Source organism: Pseudomonas vlassakiae, assembly GCF_014269035.2.
In the GTDB taxonomy this organism is placed as follows: Bacteria; Pseudomonadota; Gammaproteobacteria; order Pseudomonadales; family Pseudomonadaceae; genus Aquipseudomonas; species Aquipseudomonas vlassakiae.
In genome coordinates this window covers 94974-111332 of record NZ_JABWRP020000017.1, presented here as the reverse complement: position 1 = coordinate 111332, position 16359 = coordinate 94974, and the positions used below count along the sequence as shown (strand labels likewise).

The 16359-nt window shown below is 62.3% G+C and carries 18 protein-coding genes; 6 read left to right on the top strand and 12 right to left on the bottom strand.

Annotation, left to right across the window (positions count from 1 at the left end; all coding sequences use genetic code 11):
- Positions 1-143 precede the first annotated feature (143 nt).
- Positions 144-1016 (top strand): urea transporter, encoded by an 873-nt coding sequence (locus HU738_RS20665; RefSeq protein ID WP_186603287.1) that lies wholly within the window; start codon positions 144-146, stop codon positions 1014-1016.
- Positions 1017-1032: 16 nt separating this feature from the next.
- Here HU738_RS20665 and HU738_RS20660 read toward each other — a convergent pair whose 3' ends face one another.
- The gene (locus HU738_RS20660) at positions 1033-1854 is read right to left on the bottom strand and encodes an RHS repeat-associated core domain-containing protein (protein WP_186603286.1); all 822 of its coding nucleotides are present in this window, start codon (positions 1852-1854) and stop codon (positions 1033-1035) included.
- A gap of 155 nt (positions 1855-2009) precedes the next feature.
- Between HU738_RS20660 and HU738_RS20655 the strand changes: the two genes are divergently transcribed.
- Complete coding sequence (locus HU738_RS20655) at positions 2010-2834, top strand: ion transporter (RefSeq protein ID WP_186603285.1); 825 nt, start codon at positions 2010-2012, stop codon at positions 2832-2834.
- A gap of 92 nt (positions 2835-2926) precedes the next feature.
- Positions 2927-3928, top strand: coding sequence for a sulfate ABC transporter substrate-binding protein (locus tag HU738_RS20650; RefSeq protein WP_186603284.1), 1002 nt, complete (start codon positions 2927-2929; stop codon positions 3926-3928).
- Between the two features lie 73 nt (positions 3929-4001).
- Here HU738_RS20650 and HU738_RS20645 read toward each other — a convergent pair whose 3' ends face one another.
- Both HU738_RS20645 and HU738_RS20640 read right to left on the bottom strand, forming a co-directional pair.
- Complete coding sequence (locus HU738_RS20645; protein WP_186603283.1) at positions 4002-4928, bottom strand: class I SAM-dependent methyltransferase; 927 nt, start codon at positions 4926-4928, stop codon at positions 4002-4004.
- Positions 4929-4961: 33 nt separating this feature from the next.
- Positions 4962-5858: a DMT family transporter gene (locus HU738_RS20640; RefSeq protein ID WP_176506573.1), complete on the bottom strand. Its 897-nt coding sequence runs from the start codon at positions 5856-5858 to the stop codon at positions 4962-4964.
- Between the two features lie 135 nt (positions 5859-5993).
- Between HU738_RS20640 and HU738_RS20635 the strand changes: the two genes are divergently transcribed.
- The 3 genes from HU738_RS20635 to HU738_RS20625 all read left to right on the top strand — a co-directional run bounded on the left by HU738_RS20635 (position 5994) and on the right by HU738_RS20625 (position 9165).
- Positions 5994-6431: an Lrp/AsnC family transcriptional regulator gene (locus tag HU738_RS20635; protein ID WP_186603282.1), complete on the top strand. Its 438-nt coding sequence runs from the start codon at positions 5994-5996 to the stop codon at positions 6429-6431.
- Between the two features lie 456 nt (positions 6432-6887).
- Positions 6888-8420: an NCS1 family nucleobase:cation symporter-1 gene (locus HU738_RS20630; protein WP_186603281.1), complete on the top strand. Its 1533-nt coding sequence runs from the start codon at positions 6888-6890 to the stop codon at positions 8418-8420.
- 16 nt (positions 8421-8436) lie between these two features.
- A complete protein-coding gene (locus HU738_RS20625) occupies positions 8437-9165 on the top strand; it encodes an aspartate/glutamate racemase family protein (RefSeq protein ID WP_186603280.1) in 729 nt (242 codons plus the stop codon).
- A 100-nt stretch (positions 9166-9265) separates the two neighbouring features.
- Here the strand turns inward: HU738_RS20625 and HU738_RS20620 are convergent, their stop codons facing one another.
- The 9 genes from HU738_RS20620 to HU738_RS20580 all read right to left on the bottom strand — a co-directional run bounded on the left by HU738_RS20620 (position 9266) and on the right by HU738_RS20580 (position 16353).
- Positions 9266-10459 carry a D-amino acid dehydrogenase gene (locus HU738_RS20620; protein WP_186603279.1) on the bottom strand — a complete coding sequence of 398 codons (1194 nt, stop codon included), beginning with the start codon at positions 10457-10459 and terminating at the stop codon, positions 9266-9268.
- 44 nt (positions 10460-10503) lie between these two features.
- Positions 10504-11166 (bottom strand): histidine phosphatase family protein, encoded by a 663-nt coding sequence (locus HU738_RS20615; protein WP_186603278.1) that lies wholly within the window; start codon positions 11164-11166, stop codon positions 10504-10506.
- A 198-nt stretch (positions 11167-11364) separates the two neighbouring features.
- The gene (locus HU738_RS20610; RefSeq protein WP_186603277.1) at positions 11365-11850 is read right to left on the bottom strand and encodes a hypothetical protein; all 486 of its coding nucleotides are present in this window, start codon (positions 11848-11850) and stop codon (positions 11365-11367) included.
- Positions 11851-12164: 314 nt separating this feature from the next.
- The gene (locus HU738_RS20605) at positions 12165-12503 is read right to left on the bottom strand and encodes an FKBP-type peptidyl-prolyl cis-trans isomerase (protein WP_186603276.1); all 339 of its coding nucleotides are present in this window, start codon (positions 12501-12503) and stop codon (positions 12165-12167) included.
- 39 nt (positions 12504-12542) lie between these two features.
- Positions 12543-13484, bottom strand: coding sequence for a DMT family transporter (locus HU738_RS20600; protein ID WP_186603275.1), 942 nt, complete (start codon positions 13482-13484; stop codon positions 12543-12545).
- 97 nt (positions 13485-13581) lie between these two features.
- A complete protein-coding gene (locus tag HU738_RS20595; RefSeq protein ID WP_186603274.1) occupies positions 13582-13989 on the bottom strand; it encodes a GFA family protein in 408 nt (135 codons plus the stop codon).
- A gap of 78 nt (positions 13990-14067) precedes the next feature.
- Positions 14068-14856 (bottom strand): PhzF family phenazine biosynthesis protein, encoded by a 789-nt coding sequence (locus tag HU738_RS20590; protein ID WP_186603273.1) that lies wholly within the window; start codon positions 14854-14856, stop codon positions 14068-14070.
- 42 nt (positions 14857-14898) lie between these two features.
- The gene (locus tag HU738_RS20585; RefSeq protein ID WP_176506582.1) at positions 14899-15837 is read right to left on the bottom strand and encodes a 2-hydroxyacid dehydrogenase; all 939 of its coding nucleotides are present in this window, start codon (positions 15835-15837) and stop codon (positions 14899-14901) included.
- Between the two features lie 99 nt (positions 15838-15936).
- The gene (locus HU738_RS20580; protein WP_176506583.1) at positions 15937-16353 is read right to left on the bottom strand and encodes a hypothetical protein; all 417 of its coding nucleotides are present in this window, start codon (positions 16351-16353) and stop codon (positions 15937-15939) included.
- Between the last annotated feature and the right edge of the window lie 6 nt (positions 16354-16359).

The following is a 16359-nucleotide window of genomic DNA, read 5'->3' as shown; positions in this document are numbered from 1 at the left end:
CAAGGCCGCTCCCACAGTAGACCGCGGTCCCTTGTGGGAGCGGCCTTGTGTCGCGATAGGAGGGCAAAGCCCTCCCAATACACTTGCGGAAAACCGAGGCCCAAAGAGGCCCACCGCTCCCCCATCAACCTTGCTGACTGCCCATGTACACCAAGAATTTCGTCAACCCGTGCCCCGACTGGGCCACGGCGCTGCTCAACGGCTTCAGCCAGGTGCTGCTGCTGCGCAACCCCCTGTGCGGCCTGTGCTGCCTGCTGGCCATCCTGCTGACCGCCCCCAACCTGGTCGGCGGCGCCCTGCTTGGCGCCCTCGCCGGCCTGCTCACCGCCCAACGCCGCGGCTACGACCGCGCCGACCGCCAGGCCGGGCTGTACTGCTACAACGGCGTGTTGATCGGCATCCTGATCAGCGCCGTTCTGCCCTGGTCGGTCATCCTGCCACCGCTGATCATCGCGGCCGGCGGCCTGTCGAGCATCATCACCCACCAATGGCGCAAGCGCGGCGGCAAGCTGCTGGTCGCCTATACTGCACCGTTCGTGCTGCTCGGCTGGGTTGCCCTGCTGTTTGCCAGCCCCACGCCCAGCGGCTTCGTCGAGGCAGAACCGGCGTATGCCCTGGCGCGTGGCGTGGGGCAGATCTTCCTGCTCGACCAACCGCTGGCCGGTTTGCTGATCATTGTCGGAATGTTCATTGCCAACCCCTATGCCGCTATGTGGGCAGTGCTCGGTTCGGCCATTGGCGGTGGTGTGGCATTGCTCGCCGACCAGGCGCAAGCCGCATGGCTAGGTTTGTCCGGCTTCAATGCCGCGCTGGCAGCGCTGGCGTTCAGCCGCCAGGGTGAAAAGCCTTGGGTGACCTTGCTAGCAATAGTTCTGGCACTGCTGCTACAGCCGTTGTTCAAGTTGCTGCCAGTAACCGGACTGACCGCGCCCTTCGTCGTCGCCTGCTGGATCCTTGGTGTAGTTCTGGCCCAAATAAAGCAACATCAATCACATCAAGCGTCTGACGCAACGTAGCGAAAGATCACCTAGTTCAGTTGCGTGTTCTGGTGCGCGCCACTGCACCGACCGGATCTTCGGTATAGAGGTTGTTCTGGCGATGCAGGGTGGAATTGGCAATTTCCCCTGTTTGGGAACTTGCTCCTTCACGGAAAATCAGCTCTGCGAGGAAATCCGTATCAAACCGTACTCGTTGAAAACCAGCGTTCAAAAGCCCTTCGATTGCTCTCTCGGGAACAGTCGACTCCGGAATATACAACTCGCCAGACCGATAAAAATCCTCGGAGTTTAAGGCAACTGACAGGACTGAACGATCATTACGTTTTGCTCCGATGATCTTCTCCCCCGCCCCCATAAACTCGAACTTTTCAAAGTTATCGCCATTCAGTCGATATACCTCTCGCCTTTGCCCAATATTCTTCAATCGACCCAGTGGCTTGAGATAGTCTCTCAGCGGTGGCTTCGGCAGCCCGTGATCTTGCAACAACTTGGTGAGACCAAATTTGGAACGGCCCGAAGGATCGTGCGAATTGACAGGATCGCCAGAACAGTATGCATAGACATTGATTCCGCCCGCACCAAATGGGCTCAAGCTGTCTGGGCTCAGGAACCGCATGATGGCCGGGCTATACAATCTATGCCCATTGCCCAGCAGATAACTCCGCACTACAGGGTCGAACCATTGCCCCGCGAACCGCAGCGCACCGACGACCCGCTGTGGGGGAAGCTGTCCATAGGGCGGGAAAGACCATTCCCCCTGGCGAAAACCTCGCTCGGCGACAATGCTACCGAGGCCATCAACCTGCAGGAGAACGGTCTTGCCGTCGCGCATCGGCGAAGTCAGGATTTCAGGCATGTTATTCACTCCATTTCAACTGGTCTGGCACCCAATAGTGGCCCCTGCCGTTGCAACGGATAACTATCAGTTTTATCAGGTCGGGCATCTGCCCCTTCCCGTTACCGACCAAGACGCTCTAGGCTTGCTATTTCCTGTTCGCGGAAGCTGAGTCCATGTCCACCCCGCAATCTCTTCGCGAAAGCCTCTACATCGTCGTCTTCCAGACCGACACCGTAGCCGGCCGGCGCTTCGACAAGATCCTGCTGCTGATCATCCTGGCCAGCCTGGTCACGGTGATCCTCGACAGCATCGACGAGGTCCACCAGGGCTACGCCGGCCTGCTGGCCGCCATCGAGTGGGGCTTCACCGCGATATTCCTGGCCGAATACCTCACCCGCCTGTACTGCTCGCCCAAGCCGTTGCGCTACGCGTTCAGCTTCTACGGCCTGGTCGACCTGCTGGCGATCGTGCCGGGGATCATCGCCCTGTACTACAGCGACGCCCAGTACCTGCTGATGATCCGGGTGATCCGGATGCTGCGGATCTTCCGCGTGCTCAAGCTCAGCCCCTACCTCAAGCAGGCGCATTACCTGCTGGACGCATTGCGCGGCAGCAAGCAGAAGATCATCGTGTTCCTGGTCAGCGTGTCGACCCTGGTCACCGTGTTCGGTACCTTGATGTACGTCATAGAAGGCCCCGAGCATGGCTTTACCAGCATCCCCAAAGGCATCTACTGGGCGATCGTCACGCTGACCACGGTGGGCTTCGGCGACATCGTGCCGAAGACGCCGCTGGGCCAGGTGCTGTCATCGCTGGTGATGATCACCGGTTATTCGATCATTGCCGTACCGACCGGGATCTTTACTGCAGAATTGGCCAATGCAATGCGCGGCGAGCAGCTGCAACATGCCTGTCCGACCTGCCACAAGAAGACGCATGAACCTGGCGCAGCATTCTGCTCGCGCTGCGGCAGTGCGCTCTTTGCAAAAACCGAATAAGCAAAGTGCCATTTGGTCTTTAATCGGCCAATACCCAAACGTTATAGTCGCTGGCAGATTGCCAAACATTTGAAACATAACAAGGACGCAACGTGAAAAAACTCTTCACCGCCTCGCTGCTCGCCGCCGGCCTGGCCCTCGGCAACCTGGCCCAGGCTGCCCCGACCCTGCTGAACGTTTCCTACGACGTGATGCGCGATTTCTACAAGGACTACAACCCGGCATTCCAGAAGCACTGGGAAGCCGAGCACAACGAGAAGGTCAATGTGCAGATGTCCTTCGGCGGCTCGAGCAAGCAGGCGCGTGCGGTGATCGATGGCCTGCCGGCCGATGTCATCACCATGAACATGGCCACCGACATCAACGCCCTGGCCGACAACGGCAAGCTGGTGCCGGACAACTGGGTGACCCGCCTGCCGAACAACAGCGCGCCGTTCACCTCGGCCACCGTGTTCATCGTGCGCAAGGGCAACCCCAAGGCCCTGAAGGACTGGCCTGACCTGCTCAAGGACGGCGTGCAGGTGATCGTGCCCAACCCCAAGACCTCGGGCAACGGCCGCTACACCTACCTGTCGGCCTGGGGCTATGTGCTCAAGCAAGGTGGCGATGAAACCAAGGCCCGCGAATTCGTCGGCAAACTGTTCAAGCAGGCGCCGGTGCTCGATACCGGTGGCCGTGCCGCCACCACCACCTTCATGACCAACCAGATCGGCGACGTGCTGGTGACCTTCGAGAACGAAGCCGAGATGATTGCCCGCGAGTTCGGCCGCGACCAGTTCGAAGTGGTCTACCCGAGCGTTTCCGCCGAGGCTGAACCGCCGGTGAGCGTGGTCGACAAGGTGGTGGCCAAGAAAGGTACCCAGGCCGTGGCCGAGGAATACCTGAAATACCTGTGGTCGCCGGCGGCCCAGGAAATCGCCGCGCAGAACTACCTGCGCCCGCGTGATGCGACAGTGCTGGCCAAGTACACTGACCGCTTCCCGAAAGTTGACTTCCTGTCGGTGGAGAAAACCTTTGGTGACTGGCGCACCGTGCAGAAGACCCACTTCAACGATGGCGGGGTGTTCGACCAGATCTACACCAATCAACAGTAATTGATGTAGGCAGGACCGGCCTCTCGCGGATAAATCCGCTCCTACAGCCGCGCAGAGGCCGGCACAGGTGACATCACAGCTGGCGGAACACCAGGGCCTTCAGCCCGCCCACCGGGTCCACATCAGGAAACTCCGGCGGATTCTCCAGCCGCTCGACAAACGCCAGCTCAGGCGCCTGCTCCGCCATCCCCTCGATCAGAAACTCCGGCCCGATCCCCGGGTCGTTGACGCACGCCAAAACCGTCCCGCCGTCACTGAGCAACTCCGGCAAGCGCCGCAGGATCCTGGCGTAGTCCTGGGTCAGTACGAAGCTGCCGCGCTGGAAGGTCGGCGGGTCGATGATGATCAGGTCATACGGCCCGTACTTGCGCACCTTGCCCCAGGACTTGAACAGCTCATGCCCCAGGTAGGCGACCCGCGAGGCATCGTGCCCGTTCAGCCGGTGGTTATCGCGCCCGCGCGACAGCGCTGCCTTGGCCATGTCGAGGTTCACTACCTGCTCGGCACCGCCAGCAATCGCCGCGACCGAGAAGCCGCAGGTGTAGGCGAACAGGTTCAATACCCGCTTGCCCGTCGCCTGCTCGCGCACCCAGCGCCGGCCGTAGCGCATGTCGAGGAACAGGCCGTTGTTCTGGCGCACCCCCAGGTCGAGCAGATAAGTCAGGCCGTCCTCGACCACCTCGCGCTGCTGGCAGGGCTCGCCCAGTAGCCACTGGCCCGGACTGTCAGGCAGGTAACGGTGCTGGATGAGGATCGCCTGGCCAGTCCATTGCGGGCGTTCGGCCAGGTTGCGCAGCATGGCTTGCAGTTCGGCCAGTTGGCCCTCTGGCGGTTCGCGGAACAGCGCCACCGACAGCACACCCTGCAGCCAGTCCACCGTGACCTGCTCCAGGCCCTCCCAGCAGCGGCCGCGGCCGTGGAACAAGCGGCGGGTTTCGGCAGGAGCAGGGTCAAGGGCAGCGAGCAGGTGCTGTTCGAGGGTGTGCATCGGCGAGGTCATGGCGGGTCGCAAGCAAGTGAAAAGGCCGCCATTCTACCCCTTGGCCGGTACTTGTGCAGATCGGAACCACCAGCCTTGCTGCATGCCTGCTGCCGCCAGCAGGATCAACACGACCCCCAGCCACTGCAACGGCGCCAGGCGGTGCCCGAAGGCCACCCAGTCGACCAGGATCGCGGCAATCGGGTAGATGAACGACAACGCACCGGTCAATGCCGTGGGCAGGCGCTGGATGGCGCTGTACAGCAGCACATACATCAACCCGGTGTGGACCATGCCCAGGGTCACCAGGCTGGCCAGCGCCGACGGCTCGCCGGGCAGCCCGCCCAGCTTCACCCAGGGCGCCAGCAGCACTACCCCGGTGGCGACCTGGACCAGTGCGATCAGGTGGGGTGGCGTGCCTTTCAGGCGTTTGATGATCAATGCCGCAATCGCATAGAGAAACGCCGCGCCCAGCGCCAGGGCGATGCCTTGCAGGTAGTCCTCGCCACTGGCCTGCCCCGCGCCATGGGCACTGACGATCGCCAGCATGCCCAGAAACGCCACACTGAGCCAGGTGACCTTGGCCAGAGTGATCTTCTCGCCCAGAAACAGCGCCGCCAGCCCCACCAGCATGAACGGCTGAACGTTGTACACCGCTGTGCCGATGGCGATCGATGCCTTCGAATACGAGGCGAACAGCAATACCCAGTTGCCGACGATGGCCACGCCACTGGCAATGGCCAGCAGCAATGCGCTACGGGTTATCACGCCTGGCTTGAGAAAACCGAACGCCGCGCAGATCGCCAGCAGCGTGCCGGTACCGAACACGCAGCGCCAGAACACCACTTCCAGCACCGGCTGCCCCGACACCAGCACGAACCAGCCAATGGTCCCGGAAATCAGCATGGCCGCGATCATTTCCAGCGAGCCCCGGCGTAGTGAACTGTCCATCTCACACCTCCTTTTTGGATGATGGTCATAGTATGCGGAGGGTCGCCGCAGGCCTTCCAGCGGATATCGAAGGCAGATCAGCCAGTTCGCCTTTACTATCAAGGCAACATTCCCGATTTGCCTGACGAGGTACGCATGACCGACGCTATCGACCAGCTGCTGATCAATGCCTTGATGGAAGACTCCCGCCGCTCGCTCAAGGCGTTGGCGCAGATCAGCGGCCTTTCAGCCCCCAGCGTCAGCGAGCGCCTGCGCCGCCTGGAGGAACGCGGTGTGTTGCGCGGCTACACGGTGGAGATCGATCCGCGCAGCTTCGGCTACCAGCTGCAGGCGATCGTGCGCATTCGCCCGCTGCCGGGGCAGTTGCAGGAAGTGGAGCGACAGATCATCGCCATCCCTGAGTTCACCGAATGCGACAAGGTCACGGGCGAGGACTGTTTCATCGCGCGGCTGCATGTGCGCTCGATGGAGCAACTCGACACCTTGCTCGACCGGATCAATGTGCTGGCCGAAACCAACACTGCAATCATCAAAAAAAGCCCGGTGAAGCGGCGGTTACCGCCGATGGGTTGAATGTATCCACTCACATGGCTTATTGGCTATTTTTTGTACACAAGAATGTCACCATAGGTGCCATTTTTGTGTGCACTTTTACCGGCAATGCCCCAATACGTTACACATCCCGCGCCACTAATTCTGACCATATGATCAACTAATCATCCAGCTAAAAATTAAACCTGTTCAATTGGTCAACTTATATTTCCTTCATTTCAGAAACTTAATTTTCAACTGCTTAGATTCAAATTAGTGGCCCTCTGAATTTCGTTTTTCTCTGGCATGGAACTCGCTTTTGTGTGTTCGTGGTTTGTATACAAATTATACGAAACATAAATACACAAGAACTCGCGACGCCGGCCCAGCGCCGGCCGCCGCGCCCAGAACCCAGTGATGCCAAGCTGCACCGACGAGATGGCGAGCCCGTGCGCATGCCCGCTCATCGCAGTCTACGTGCATCAGGAGCCTGCCGGAATGAGTACCAGCCTCGACCTTGCCCCTGAACTATCCGTCGCCAGCACCAGCCCGTCTTCCACCCTTGCAGGCGATATGCCGCCACTGGGCCTCAGCCCACGCCTGCATAACCGCGACCTCGCACCCACCCGTATCGAAGGCCGCCGCTGGGGCCGCTACAGCATCTTTGCGCTGTGGACCAACGATGTGCACAACATTGCCAACTACTCCTTCGCCATGGGCTTGTACGCCCTTGGCCTGGGTGGCTGGCAGATCCTGCTGTCGCTGGCGATCGGCGCGGCACTGGTGTACTTCTTCATGAACCTGTCCGGCTACATGGGGCAGAAGACCGGCGTGCCGTTCCCGGTCATCAGCCGCATCGCCTTCGGCATCCATGGCGCACAGATTCCGGCGTTGATCCGCGCGGTGATCGCCATCGCCTGGTTCGGTATCCAGACCTACCTGGCATCGGTGGTACTGCGCGTGCTGCTCACCGCCGTGTGGCCGCAAGTGGCCGCCTACGACCACGACAGCATCCTCGGCCTGTCGAGCCTGGGCTGGGTGTGTTTCGTGGCGATCTGGCTGGTGCAGTTGGTGATCCTCGCTTACGGCATGGAGATGGTGCGCCGTTACGAGGCCTTCGCCGGCCCGGTGATCCTGCTGACCGTGGCCAGCCTGGCAGTGTTCATGTTCGTCCAGGCCGACGCACACATCGCCTGGTCGGTAGCCGAACCGTTGTCCGGCTATGAGATGCGGCGCAACATCTTCGCCGGTGGCGCCCTGTGGCTGGCGATCTACGGCACCCTGGTGCTGAATTTCTGTGATTTCGCCCGCTCCTCGCCGTGCCGCAAGACCATCCGTGTCGGCAACTTCTGGGGCCTGCCGGTGAACATCCTGGTGTTCGCCATGATCACCGTGGTGCTGTGCGGTGCGCAGTTCCAGATCAACGGCCAGATCATCGACAGCCCGACCCAGATCGTCGCCAGCATCCCCAGCACGCCATTCCTGGTGCTTGGCTGCCTGGCGTTCCTGATCGTCACCGTGGCGGTGAACATCATGGCCAATTTCGTCGCGCCCGCCTTCGTGCTCAGCAACCTGGCGCCACGCCACCTCAACTTCCGCCGCGCCGGGCTGATCAGCGCGACCCTGGCGGTGCTGATCCTGCCGTGGAACCTCTACAACAGCCCGCTGGTGATCGTGTACTTCCTGTCTGGCCTGGGCGCCCTGCTCGGCCCGCTGTACGGGGTGATCATGGCCGACTACTGGTTGCTGCGCAAAGGCCGCATCAACGTGCCGGAGCTGTACACCGAGAACCCGGCCGGCGCCTACCACTACAGCAAAGGCATCAACCTGCGAGCCGTGGCCGCCTCCGTGCCGGCAGCACTGCTGGCCATCATCCTGGCCTTGGTGCCGAACTTCCACGGCATTGCGCCGTTTTCCTGGCTGATCGGCGCCGGCATCGCGGCCGCGGTATACCTGCTGATCGCCCCGCGTAACCGCCAATACCACGATATCAGCGGCGAGTGCATCGCCGTCGACCACAGCAGCCATTGATCAAGGAGGATTGCCCATGCGTATTCTGATTGCCAACGTCAATACCACCGAAGCCATCACCGAAGCCATTGCCGAACAGGCGCGCAGCGTCGCCGCGCCGGGCACGCAAATCATCGGCTTGACCCCTTGGTTCGGCGCCGAGTCGGTGGAGGGCAATTTCGAGAGCTACCTGGCTGCCATCGCCGTGATGGACCGCGTGCTGGCCTATGAAGGCCCGTACGATGCGGTGATCCAGGCCGGCTACGGCGAACATGGCCGCGAAGGCCTGCAGGAGCTGCTCGACGTGCCGGTGATCGACATCACCGATGCCGCCGCCAGTACCGCCCTGTACCTGGGCCACGCCTATTCGGTAGTGACCACCCTGGACCGCACCGTGCCGTTGATCGAAGACCGCCTGAAGCTGTCCGGGCTGTATGACCGTTGTGCCTCGGTGCGCGCCAGTGGCCTGGCCGTGCTGGAGCTCGAAGCAGACCCGCAACGTGCCGTGGCGGCCATCGTCGAGCAGGCCGAGCGTGCCGTGCGTGACGACAAGGCCGAGGTGATCTGCCTGGGCTGTGGCGGCATGGCCGGGCTGGATGAACAGATCCGCCAGCGCACCGGGGTGCCGGTGGTCGATGGGGTGAGCGCCGCGGTGACCATTGCCGAGTCGCTGGTACGGATGGGGCTCAGCACCTCCAAGGTGCGAACCTATGCAACTCCGCGGACGAAGAAAGTGGTGGGCTGGCCGATGAAATTCGGGCGCTAGTGCTGTGTTGACTGTGCCGGTCTCTTCGCGGGTAAACCCGCTCCTACAGTGGTACACGATACCTGTAGGAGCGGGTTTACCCGCGAAGAGGCCGGCCCCGTCAACAAAGCATCCGAGCCAGTCGCTCCCCGCTGCCACACGCCAAGGTAAAGCCCAAGGCCCCATGCCCGAGGTTCAACCACAGGTTGCGATAAGCTGAAGCCCCGATGATGGGCACCCCGGTCGGCGTCGCCGGCCGCATTCCCGCCCACTCCACCGCCTTGGTGTAGTCCGCTGCCTGTGGCAAGGTCTCCAGCGCCTGTCGCCGCATGCTGTCGAGCCGGCGCGCATCCACTGATTCGTCATAGCCAACGATATCCACCATCGCCGCCACCCGCAGCCGCTGGTCAAGCCGTGCATAGACGATCTTGCGCTCGTAGTCCGTGATGCTGATCTCCGGCGCCCGGTGCGCCGTGGCGATCGGTGCCGTCAGGCTGTAGCCCTTGAGCGGGTAGACCGGCAGCCGCAACCCCGGTAGTGCCAACCCGGCACTTCGATGGCCGGCGCACAGTACCAGGCGCTCGACGTCCACCTGCTCACGCCCCAGTTGCACTGCCACCACCTGGTCATCACGGCTGATCAGGCGCGTGACCGGGCTGCCGAGCAGGAACCGGCACTGCCCGGATGCGCGCAGACGCTCTGCCAGCCGCTCGCAGAAGCGATGGCAGTCGGCGACTTCTTCATCCGCAGTCAGCACGCCGCCAACAAAGGGCGCATCGGCCAACGCCGGCTCCAACGCCCTGACTTCGCTGGCACCGAGCACCCGTTGACGATCGGGGTCGAGCAGATGCGCCCGGCCATGGGCGAACGCCCGCTCACTGCGAAATGCCACCAGCTTGCCGTTCTGCCGCCAGGCGAAGTCACTCAGCCCGTCGTCTTCACGCCAGCGTTCCAGGGTGGCCTGGCTGTGCAAGGCCAAGTCCAGCAGCTGCGCCGCGTTACGCCGATTGACACTGCTGCGGCAAGCCATCACGAACTGCAGCAACCAGCGCCATTGGGCAGGGTCCAGGCGCAAGCGCAGGCGCAGCGGCGAGTCGCCGCGCAAGAGCCAGCCAAGTGCCTGCCACGGCACACCGGCATCGGCCAACGGCGCTACATACCGATAGGAAAGCTGCCCGCCATTGGCGAAGCTGGTCGCCGAGGCCAACTGGTCTCGCGCCTCGACCAGCACCACCGACATGCCTTCGCGCACCAGCGCATAAGCCGTCGCCAGGCCGACCACGCCACCGCCAATCACCGTCACCCGCTGGGTCATTGTTCATCCCTGTCTGACTGCCCTGCCACGACAGTAACAGCGGATCAGGTCGGGCAGCTATGGGCACCGCCATCCAGGCCCTGACGAACGTTACGGCTGAGCAGGCTGGCCTTGCCGTCATGCCAGGTCAGGGTCAGGACGTAGAGGGTGTCGAAATCGTCGCCATTCCAGTCTTCGGTGATCACCCGCTCATCGCCCAACGCCTTGCCGGCCACGGTGTTGATCAATTCCGGCAGATAGCCATGGGACCAGGCGGTATAGACCGTGGCATTGCGGTACTTGTCGCTGAGCAGTTCATCGGCCAGTTCGTCGGTGTCGTTGGCAGCGAAGTCGATGTTGACTGGCAAACCCAGGCGGATGGCGCTCGGGGTGATGGTCATCAGCGGGCGAATGTAGCTGTAGCTCTGGTCCTGGCTGCCTTCCTCGACATGCCGCGAGGGGTTGGCCGCAAACACGTAATCCGCCTTGCCGAAACGCTCTGGCAACAAGGTGGCCAGGTCCAGCGCGCGGTTGAGCCCCTGGCAGTTCAATTGCCCCAGGCCTTCACCAGGCTTCTCGGCATGGCGCAGGAATACCAGCGTCTGGGTGCCATCGACCGGTTGCGCGCGGCTTTCGACCACTTCCAGTGCCAGCGGTACAGCCGCGGCGACGAGGGCCAGGCCGAGCATCAGGCGGCGGCGACGTCGAATGAAAGATGGCAACTTCATGTAGGAGGCTCTTGTGGCAAAAGGTATCTGGGTACCCGCCACATTGCCCCTCGGCCCATGCCGCAGGGCATCCATGTTGGTGATTGCCATCCCTGGCAACGAGCAGGACTCAGAGTGTCCTCAACCCGTTTGGTTCCTCCCTGAGTGTGGATGCCGTTCCCTAGGCAAGGATTACGTTAGAGCAGGCATGTTGCGGAATTATGTCGAGTGCGAATCGGTGATGACCACATCGAAGACCTGCTCGATCACTTGTTTCGCCCCTTGGTTCAGACTCCAGGTAAAGAACACGAGAAACCCGAGCAAGAAGACGAAGAGTACAGAGCCGACGAGACTCTGAGCGACGCCCAACCAAAATCCAGGCTTGGCATTTCTGATTTCATTGCTGGCCTTTTCGGAGTAGTAGCGATCGAGTTCAGCAGCCTGGGTGGCAATCGATGCGTCCAGGAACCCCTGAACAAGCTGGCTCGCCTGATTGCGATAGCTTTCCAGCTGTGTAGGGCTGTTACTGACATCGTGAAACGGAGCCAGGTCTGTGTCTTTGGGTTCTCTGTCATGCTTGACCTTGAACGACTGGATAAACTCGATTTTCTGCCGCTTGTACAGCGAGTAGGCAATGATCCCGAGCGTATCCTGGTCATTCTCCACAAGGACCGAGTAGATGTGGTTGTAGCAGCCATCGGCCATGAAGGCTGCTAGTCCTTGCGTAATCGCATGTATGCGCTTTCAAATGCAGCATTCAGCTCTGAACGGGTTTTCCGGGTACTGGTTACGACGCCTGCAAGCTCCCTTGGCAAGGGGATTTCCAATCGTCCACCCGAAGCCACCAGCAGAGCGTTCGCTTCGCGAATAACCTTTGAGGAAAAATGCGATTTCATGGGCATGCCACCCTCTTGACTCGTTGAGAGCTGCAAGGGTAGTCGTCAGCTGAAAACACCACAATCAGATGCAAGCCGACAAATTGTGTAGTCCTTTTCCGCCCGCTGTAGGACTCGGACGCCTCAGTCATCCCGCGTCAGCACTTCCAGCAATTCGATTTCAAAGGTCAGGTCCGAATTCGGCGGAATCGTCCCTACGCTGCGCTCGCCATACCCCAGGTGCGCCGGCACCTGCAGCTTGCGCTTGCCACCCACGCGCATGCCCATCAGCCCCTGGTCCCAGCCTTTGATGACACGACCAGTGCCAATCACGCACTGGAAGGGTTTGCCGCGTGACCAGGACGAGTCGAACTCGCTGCCGTCGGCCAGCCAGCCGGTGTACTGGGTGGTGATCAGAGCGCCTTTGACGGCGGCCTTGCCGTCGCCTTCGACGAGGTCGGTGATCTGCAGTTCGCTGCTCATGGGCAGGCTCCAATACTGAAATTCAAGGGCGCCCTTTTCTCAGGAATGCACGGGTTTGGCAAGTTCGCGTGGCGTGCCGTGCTGACGCATCGACCACAGCACGCCGCCGATCACCAGAATGATCGCCGCCGCTTCCAGCAGGCTCGGCCCGGCCTGTCGCCAGAGGAAAGCATATAACAACGCGAACAGGGTCTCGAACACGATCAGCTGCCCGCTCAAGGTCAACGGCAGGCGTTTGGACGCAGCGTTCCACAGCGCCGTGGCCAACCAAGAACCTAACACGGCGCAGCCCAGGCACGCGGCCCAGAACAGCCACCAGCGTGCCATCGGCGCCTCGACCTGCAGCTGCTGTGGCTGCCACATCGCCAGGACGGCCAACATCACCAGGCTGCTCAGGCCGGTCAGCACGCCGATCAGCACCGACCACTGGTGGCTGTCGAAATGCCCGCTCTGCTTGAGACAGCGGCTGTTCTGCACCGCGTACCAGGTCCAGCAGGCCAGCGCGGCCAGGGCATAAAACAGACCCATGAGCTTGTCGCCGATATCACCCGGGGCGAAGGCGAAAGTCTCCAGGTTGATGCACAGCATACCGGCAAGGATCAGCGCCAACGGGCCGATCAGGCGCCGGATCGGCACGGCGCCCCTGTCGTTGCGGCCATATAGCGTGATGGTCAGCGGCAATACGCCGACGATCAGCGAGGCCGGTGCCACGCCCAGGCGCTGGATCGCTGCCACCAGGCAGATGAAGTACACCAGGTTGCCGACCACTGCCAGACGCAGCAGCATCCAGCCGTCCGCCAGGGTCAGCTGGCGCAGCTGACGGGTCATCGGCACCGCCAGCAGCAGCGAGATCAGGCCGACCAGCGCATAGCGCACGCTGCTCAGCAGCATCGGGTTGAACTCCGGCAACAGCTCCGGAACCATCAGTACCATGCCCCACAATGCACCGGCCCCACCGGCATACATCACACCGCGCTTCACGCTGTTCGCTCCTGTTCGTCGATGCGCGCAGGCTACCGCTGTGCGGGGCTGGCGGCAAAGGATCTTTGCGCATGCAGCTATGCCCGTGGGGAATGGCTCAGCCAAGCTGCTCGAACGCCTGCTCGCCGGTCAGCTCCTTGGTCTGGTTGGCGAAGCAATACCAGGCGGGCTTCTGCTCGACGAAGATCTGCAGGTCGAAATCCCAGGCCTCGTCGCCGTCCAGCAGGCCTACCGGGACCGCATAATGGTCCTTGTGCTTGAGGCGGTAATACAGGTGCGTGCCGCAACGGCTGCAAAATCCACGCTGGGCCCATTCGGACGAGTCGTAGACTGCCGGCGCCCGCCCCTCGAAGAACGGCGCCTGGCTGCAGTCCACGACCAGCAGCGGACCGCCGGTCCACTTGCGGCACATGCTGCAATGGCAGGCGCTGATATGGGTATTGTCGACTGTGGCGCGCAGGCGGGTCTCACCACAGAGGCAGCTACCGCTTTTTTCCAGGGTCATGTTGGGGCTCCTTGCAGGTTGGGCCTGCAAGTATAGATCGGGCCCCATGCCCCAGAGCGAGCAGCCCCACGCGTTCGATCAGATGAACACGCTGCCGCGCAGGTACAGCGCCGCACGCCCGCTGATGATCACCCGGCCATTGCCAGGCACCTCACAGTGCAGCTGCCCCTTGCGTGCCCCACCCTGTTCGCAGCTCAGCGACGTCTTGCCCAGCCGCTCGGCCCACACCGGCGCCAGCGAGGTGTGTGCCGAGCCGGTAACCGGGTCTTCATTGACGCCGACCCGCGGGCCGAACCAGCGGGTGACGAAGTCGAAACCACGGCCAGCGGCAGTGACCGCGATGCCACGCACGTCGAATGCCGACAAGGCAACGAAATCGGGCTTCAGCGGCGCGAGCAGCGTGGCGTCATCGACCACCACCACATAGTCGTCGGAGCGATACACCGCCTTGGCCGTACTCAGGCCAAGCGCCTCCAGCAACCCGGCTGGAACGTCCACGGCTTGCGGCTGCTTGGCCGGGAAGTCCATCGCCAGCAGCCCGTCGGCGCCGCGGCTGACCCGCAGCTCGCCACTGCGGGTGTTGAAGCGCAGCACTTCGGCTTGCTCACCCAGCTGCTCGAACAGTACGTAGGCCGCGGCCAGCGTGGCATGGCCGCACAGGTCGACTTCGACGGCAGGGGTGAACCAGCGCAGGTCGAAGGTGGCGCCATTGCGTACGAAGTAGGCTGTTTCAGACAGGTTGTTTTCTTCGGCGATGCGTTGCAGCACATCGTCCGGCAGCCAGCTTTGCAACGGGATCACCGCCGCCGGGTTGCCACCAAAAGGCTCGGCGGAGAAGGCATCGACCTGGAAAATTTCGAGTTGCATCAAACGCTCCTTGTGGTCCGGCCATGCCGGGGTATTGAAGGGTTATGCGCGGACTGGCGTGAGTACCGGTTCGCCGGCAAAGAAGGCCTGCAGGTTGCGCAACACCAAGGTCACGGTGTCGCGTGCGGCCTCGGGCGACTGGCCGGCCACATGGGGCGTGAGCACGGTATTGCCGAGGGCCTTGAGGGCATCTGGCACGGCCGGCTCGTCATCGAACACATCGAGCGCGGCGCCCGCCAGGCGGCCTTGTTCAAGGGCTGATACCAGGGCCTGGGTGTCGACTACGCTGGCCCGGGCGATATTCACCAGGTACCCCTGCGCGCCCAGCGCCTCGAGCACCGGGGCATCGACCAGATGGCGGGTATTGGCGCCACCGGGGGTGGCCACGACCAGGATGTCGATGGCCTCGGCCAGGTGCAACGGGCTGTCGTACCAGGTGTAAGGCACGTCCGTACGTGGGGTGCGGCTGTGGTAGCTGATGTTCATGTCGAAGCCCAGGCTGGCGCGCTTGGCGATGGCCTGGCCAACCGCACCGAGGCCCAGCAGGCCCAGGCGTTTGCCGCTGACCGAAGGGCTGATCACCCGGTTCCACTCGCCACGACGGGTGCTGGCGTCGGCGCGAGGAATATCGCGCAACAGCGCCAGCAGCATGGCCATGGTGTGGTCGGCAACAGCCGCGGCATTGGCGCCAGCGCCATTGGTGACGGTGATGCCACGGGCGGCAGCGGCGGCCAGGTCGACCTGCTCGTAACCAGCACCGATCACGCAGATGATCTGTAGCTTGGGCAAGGCGGCGATTTCAGCGGCGGTCAGGCCCAACGGCCCCCGGGTCAGCACGGCGTCAATCTCGCCGGCATGGCGCTGGATGGCGTCGCTGCGCATCTGCGGGGAGGGGGCACGAATCAGGCGGTAGCCGGCCTGTTCGAGCAACGGCAGATAATCGTCGACGGTTTCTACCAGTACCAGGACAGTCTTGCGCATGCCACCTCCGAGTCAATTCGAAGGGGCATTATGCGGAGTCACCAGCCAGTACAGTCAACTGAAATATCCAGCTGAAACTGTACTGTACCGGCCTAAAAGTTACTGCCCGTAGGCTCGCCCCAACCCACCCGGCACACCACTGCTGTCAGTCTCCTGCCATGGCCCATCCGGGTTCAGCGACCAGCTCCAGCCGTTGTCATAGCGGTAGTAGGTACGCTGCCGGTAAAAGACATTGGTCTTGTTCTCCAGCACATACACCCCAAGCTTCGGGTCCCAGTGGCTGGCGCCACCCGGCGGTGGTGCAAAGCTGGCGGAGGTCCTTGGCATTGGCTTGGGAATCGCCGCTGGCTTGCTCGGCTTCGACGGCTGGCCACCCGGCAGCGGTTTCACCGCTGGCCCCTGGTGCGGTGGCACGCTCTCGACCGGCGGCGACGGCTGCTCGTACGGCTGCTGCACCGTACACGCGGACAAACCCAGGGCCAGGGTAATCAGGGTCAGGCGGACGGTGCTATGCATGGTGTT

Bases quoted from the DNA above. Each gene is read 5' to 3' on its own strand.
- HU738_RS20665 (WP_186603287.1), top strand. From the start codon at position 144: ATGTACACCAAGAATTTCGTCAACCCGTGCCCCGACTGGGCCACGGCG.
- HU738_RS20660 (WP_186603286.1), bottom strand. From the start codon at position 1,854: ATGCCTGAAATCCTGACTTCGCCGATGCGCGACGGCAAGACCGTTCTC.
- HU738_RS20655 (WP_186603285.1), top strand. From the start codon at position 2,010: ATGTCCACCCCGCAATCTCTTCGCGAAAGCCTCTACATCGTCGTCTTC.
- HU738_RS20645 (WP_186603283.1), bottom strand. From the start codon at position 4,928: ATGACCTCGCCGATGCACACCCTCGAACAGCACCTGCTCGCTGCCCTT.
- HU738_RS20640 (WP_176506573.1), bottom strand. From the start codon at position 5,858: ATGGACAGTTCACTACGCCGGGGCTCGCTGGAAATGATCGCGGCCATG.
- HU738_RS20635 (WP_186603282.1), top strand. From the start codon at position 5,994: ATGACCGACGCTATCGACCAGCTGCTGATCAATGCCTTGATGGAAGAC.
- HU738_RS20630 (WP_186603281.1), top strand. From the start codon at position 6,888: ATGAGTACCAGCCTCGACCTTGCCCCTGAACTATCCGTCGCCAGCACC.
- HU738_RS20625 (WP_186603280.1), top strand. From the start codon at position 8,437: ATGCGTATTCTGATTGCCAACGTCAATACCACCGAAGCCATCACCGAA.
- HU738_RS20620 (WP_186603279.1), bottom strand. From the start codon at position 10,459: ATGACCCAGCGGGTGACGGTGATTGGCGGTGGCGTGGTCGGCCTGGCG.
- HU738_RS20615 (WP_186603278.1), bottom strand. From the start codon at position 11,166: ATGAAGTTGCCATCTTTCATTCGACGTCGCCGCCGCCTGATGCTCGGC.
- HU738_RS20610 (WP_186603277.1), bottom strand. From the start codon at position 11,850: ATGGCCGATGGCTGCTACAACCACATCTACTCGGTCCTTGTGGAGAAT.
- HU738_RS20605 (WP_186603276.1), bottom strand. From the start codon at position 12,503: ATGAGCAGCGAACTGCAGATCACCGACCTCGTCGAAGGCGACGGCAAG.
- HU738_RS20595 (WP_186603274.1), bottom strand. From the start codon at position 13,989: ATGACCCTGGAAAAAAGCGGTAGCTGCCTCTGTGGTGAGACCCGCCTG.
- HU738_RS20590 (WP_186603273.1), bottom strand. From the start codon at position 14,856: ATGCAACTCGAAATTTTCCAGGTCGATGCCTTCTCCGCCGAGCCTTTT.
- HU738_RS20585 (WP_176506582.1), bottom strand. From the start codon at position 15,837: ATGCGCAAGACTGTCCTGGTACTGGTAGAAACCGTCGACGATTATCTG.
- HU738_RS20580 (WP_176506583.1), bottom strand. From the start codon at position 16,353: ATGCATAGCACCGTCCGCCTGACCCTGATTACCCTGGCCCTGGGTTTG.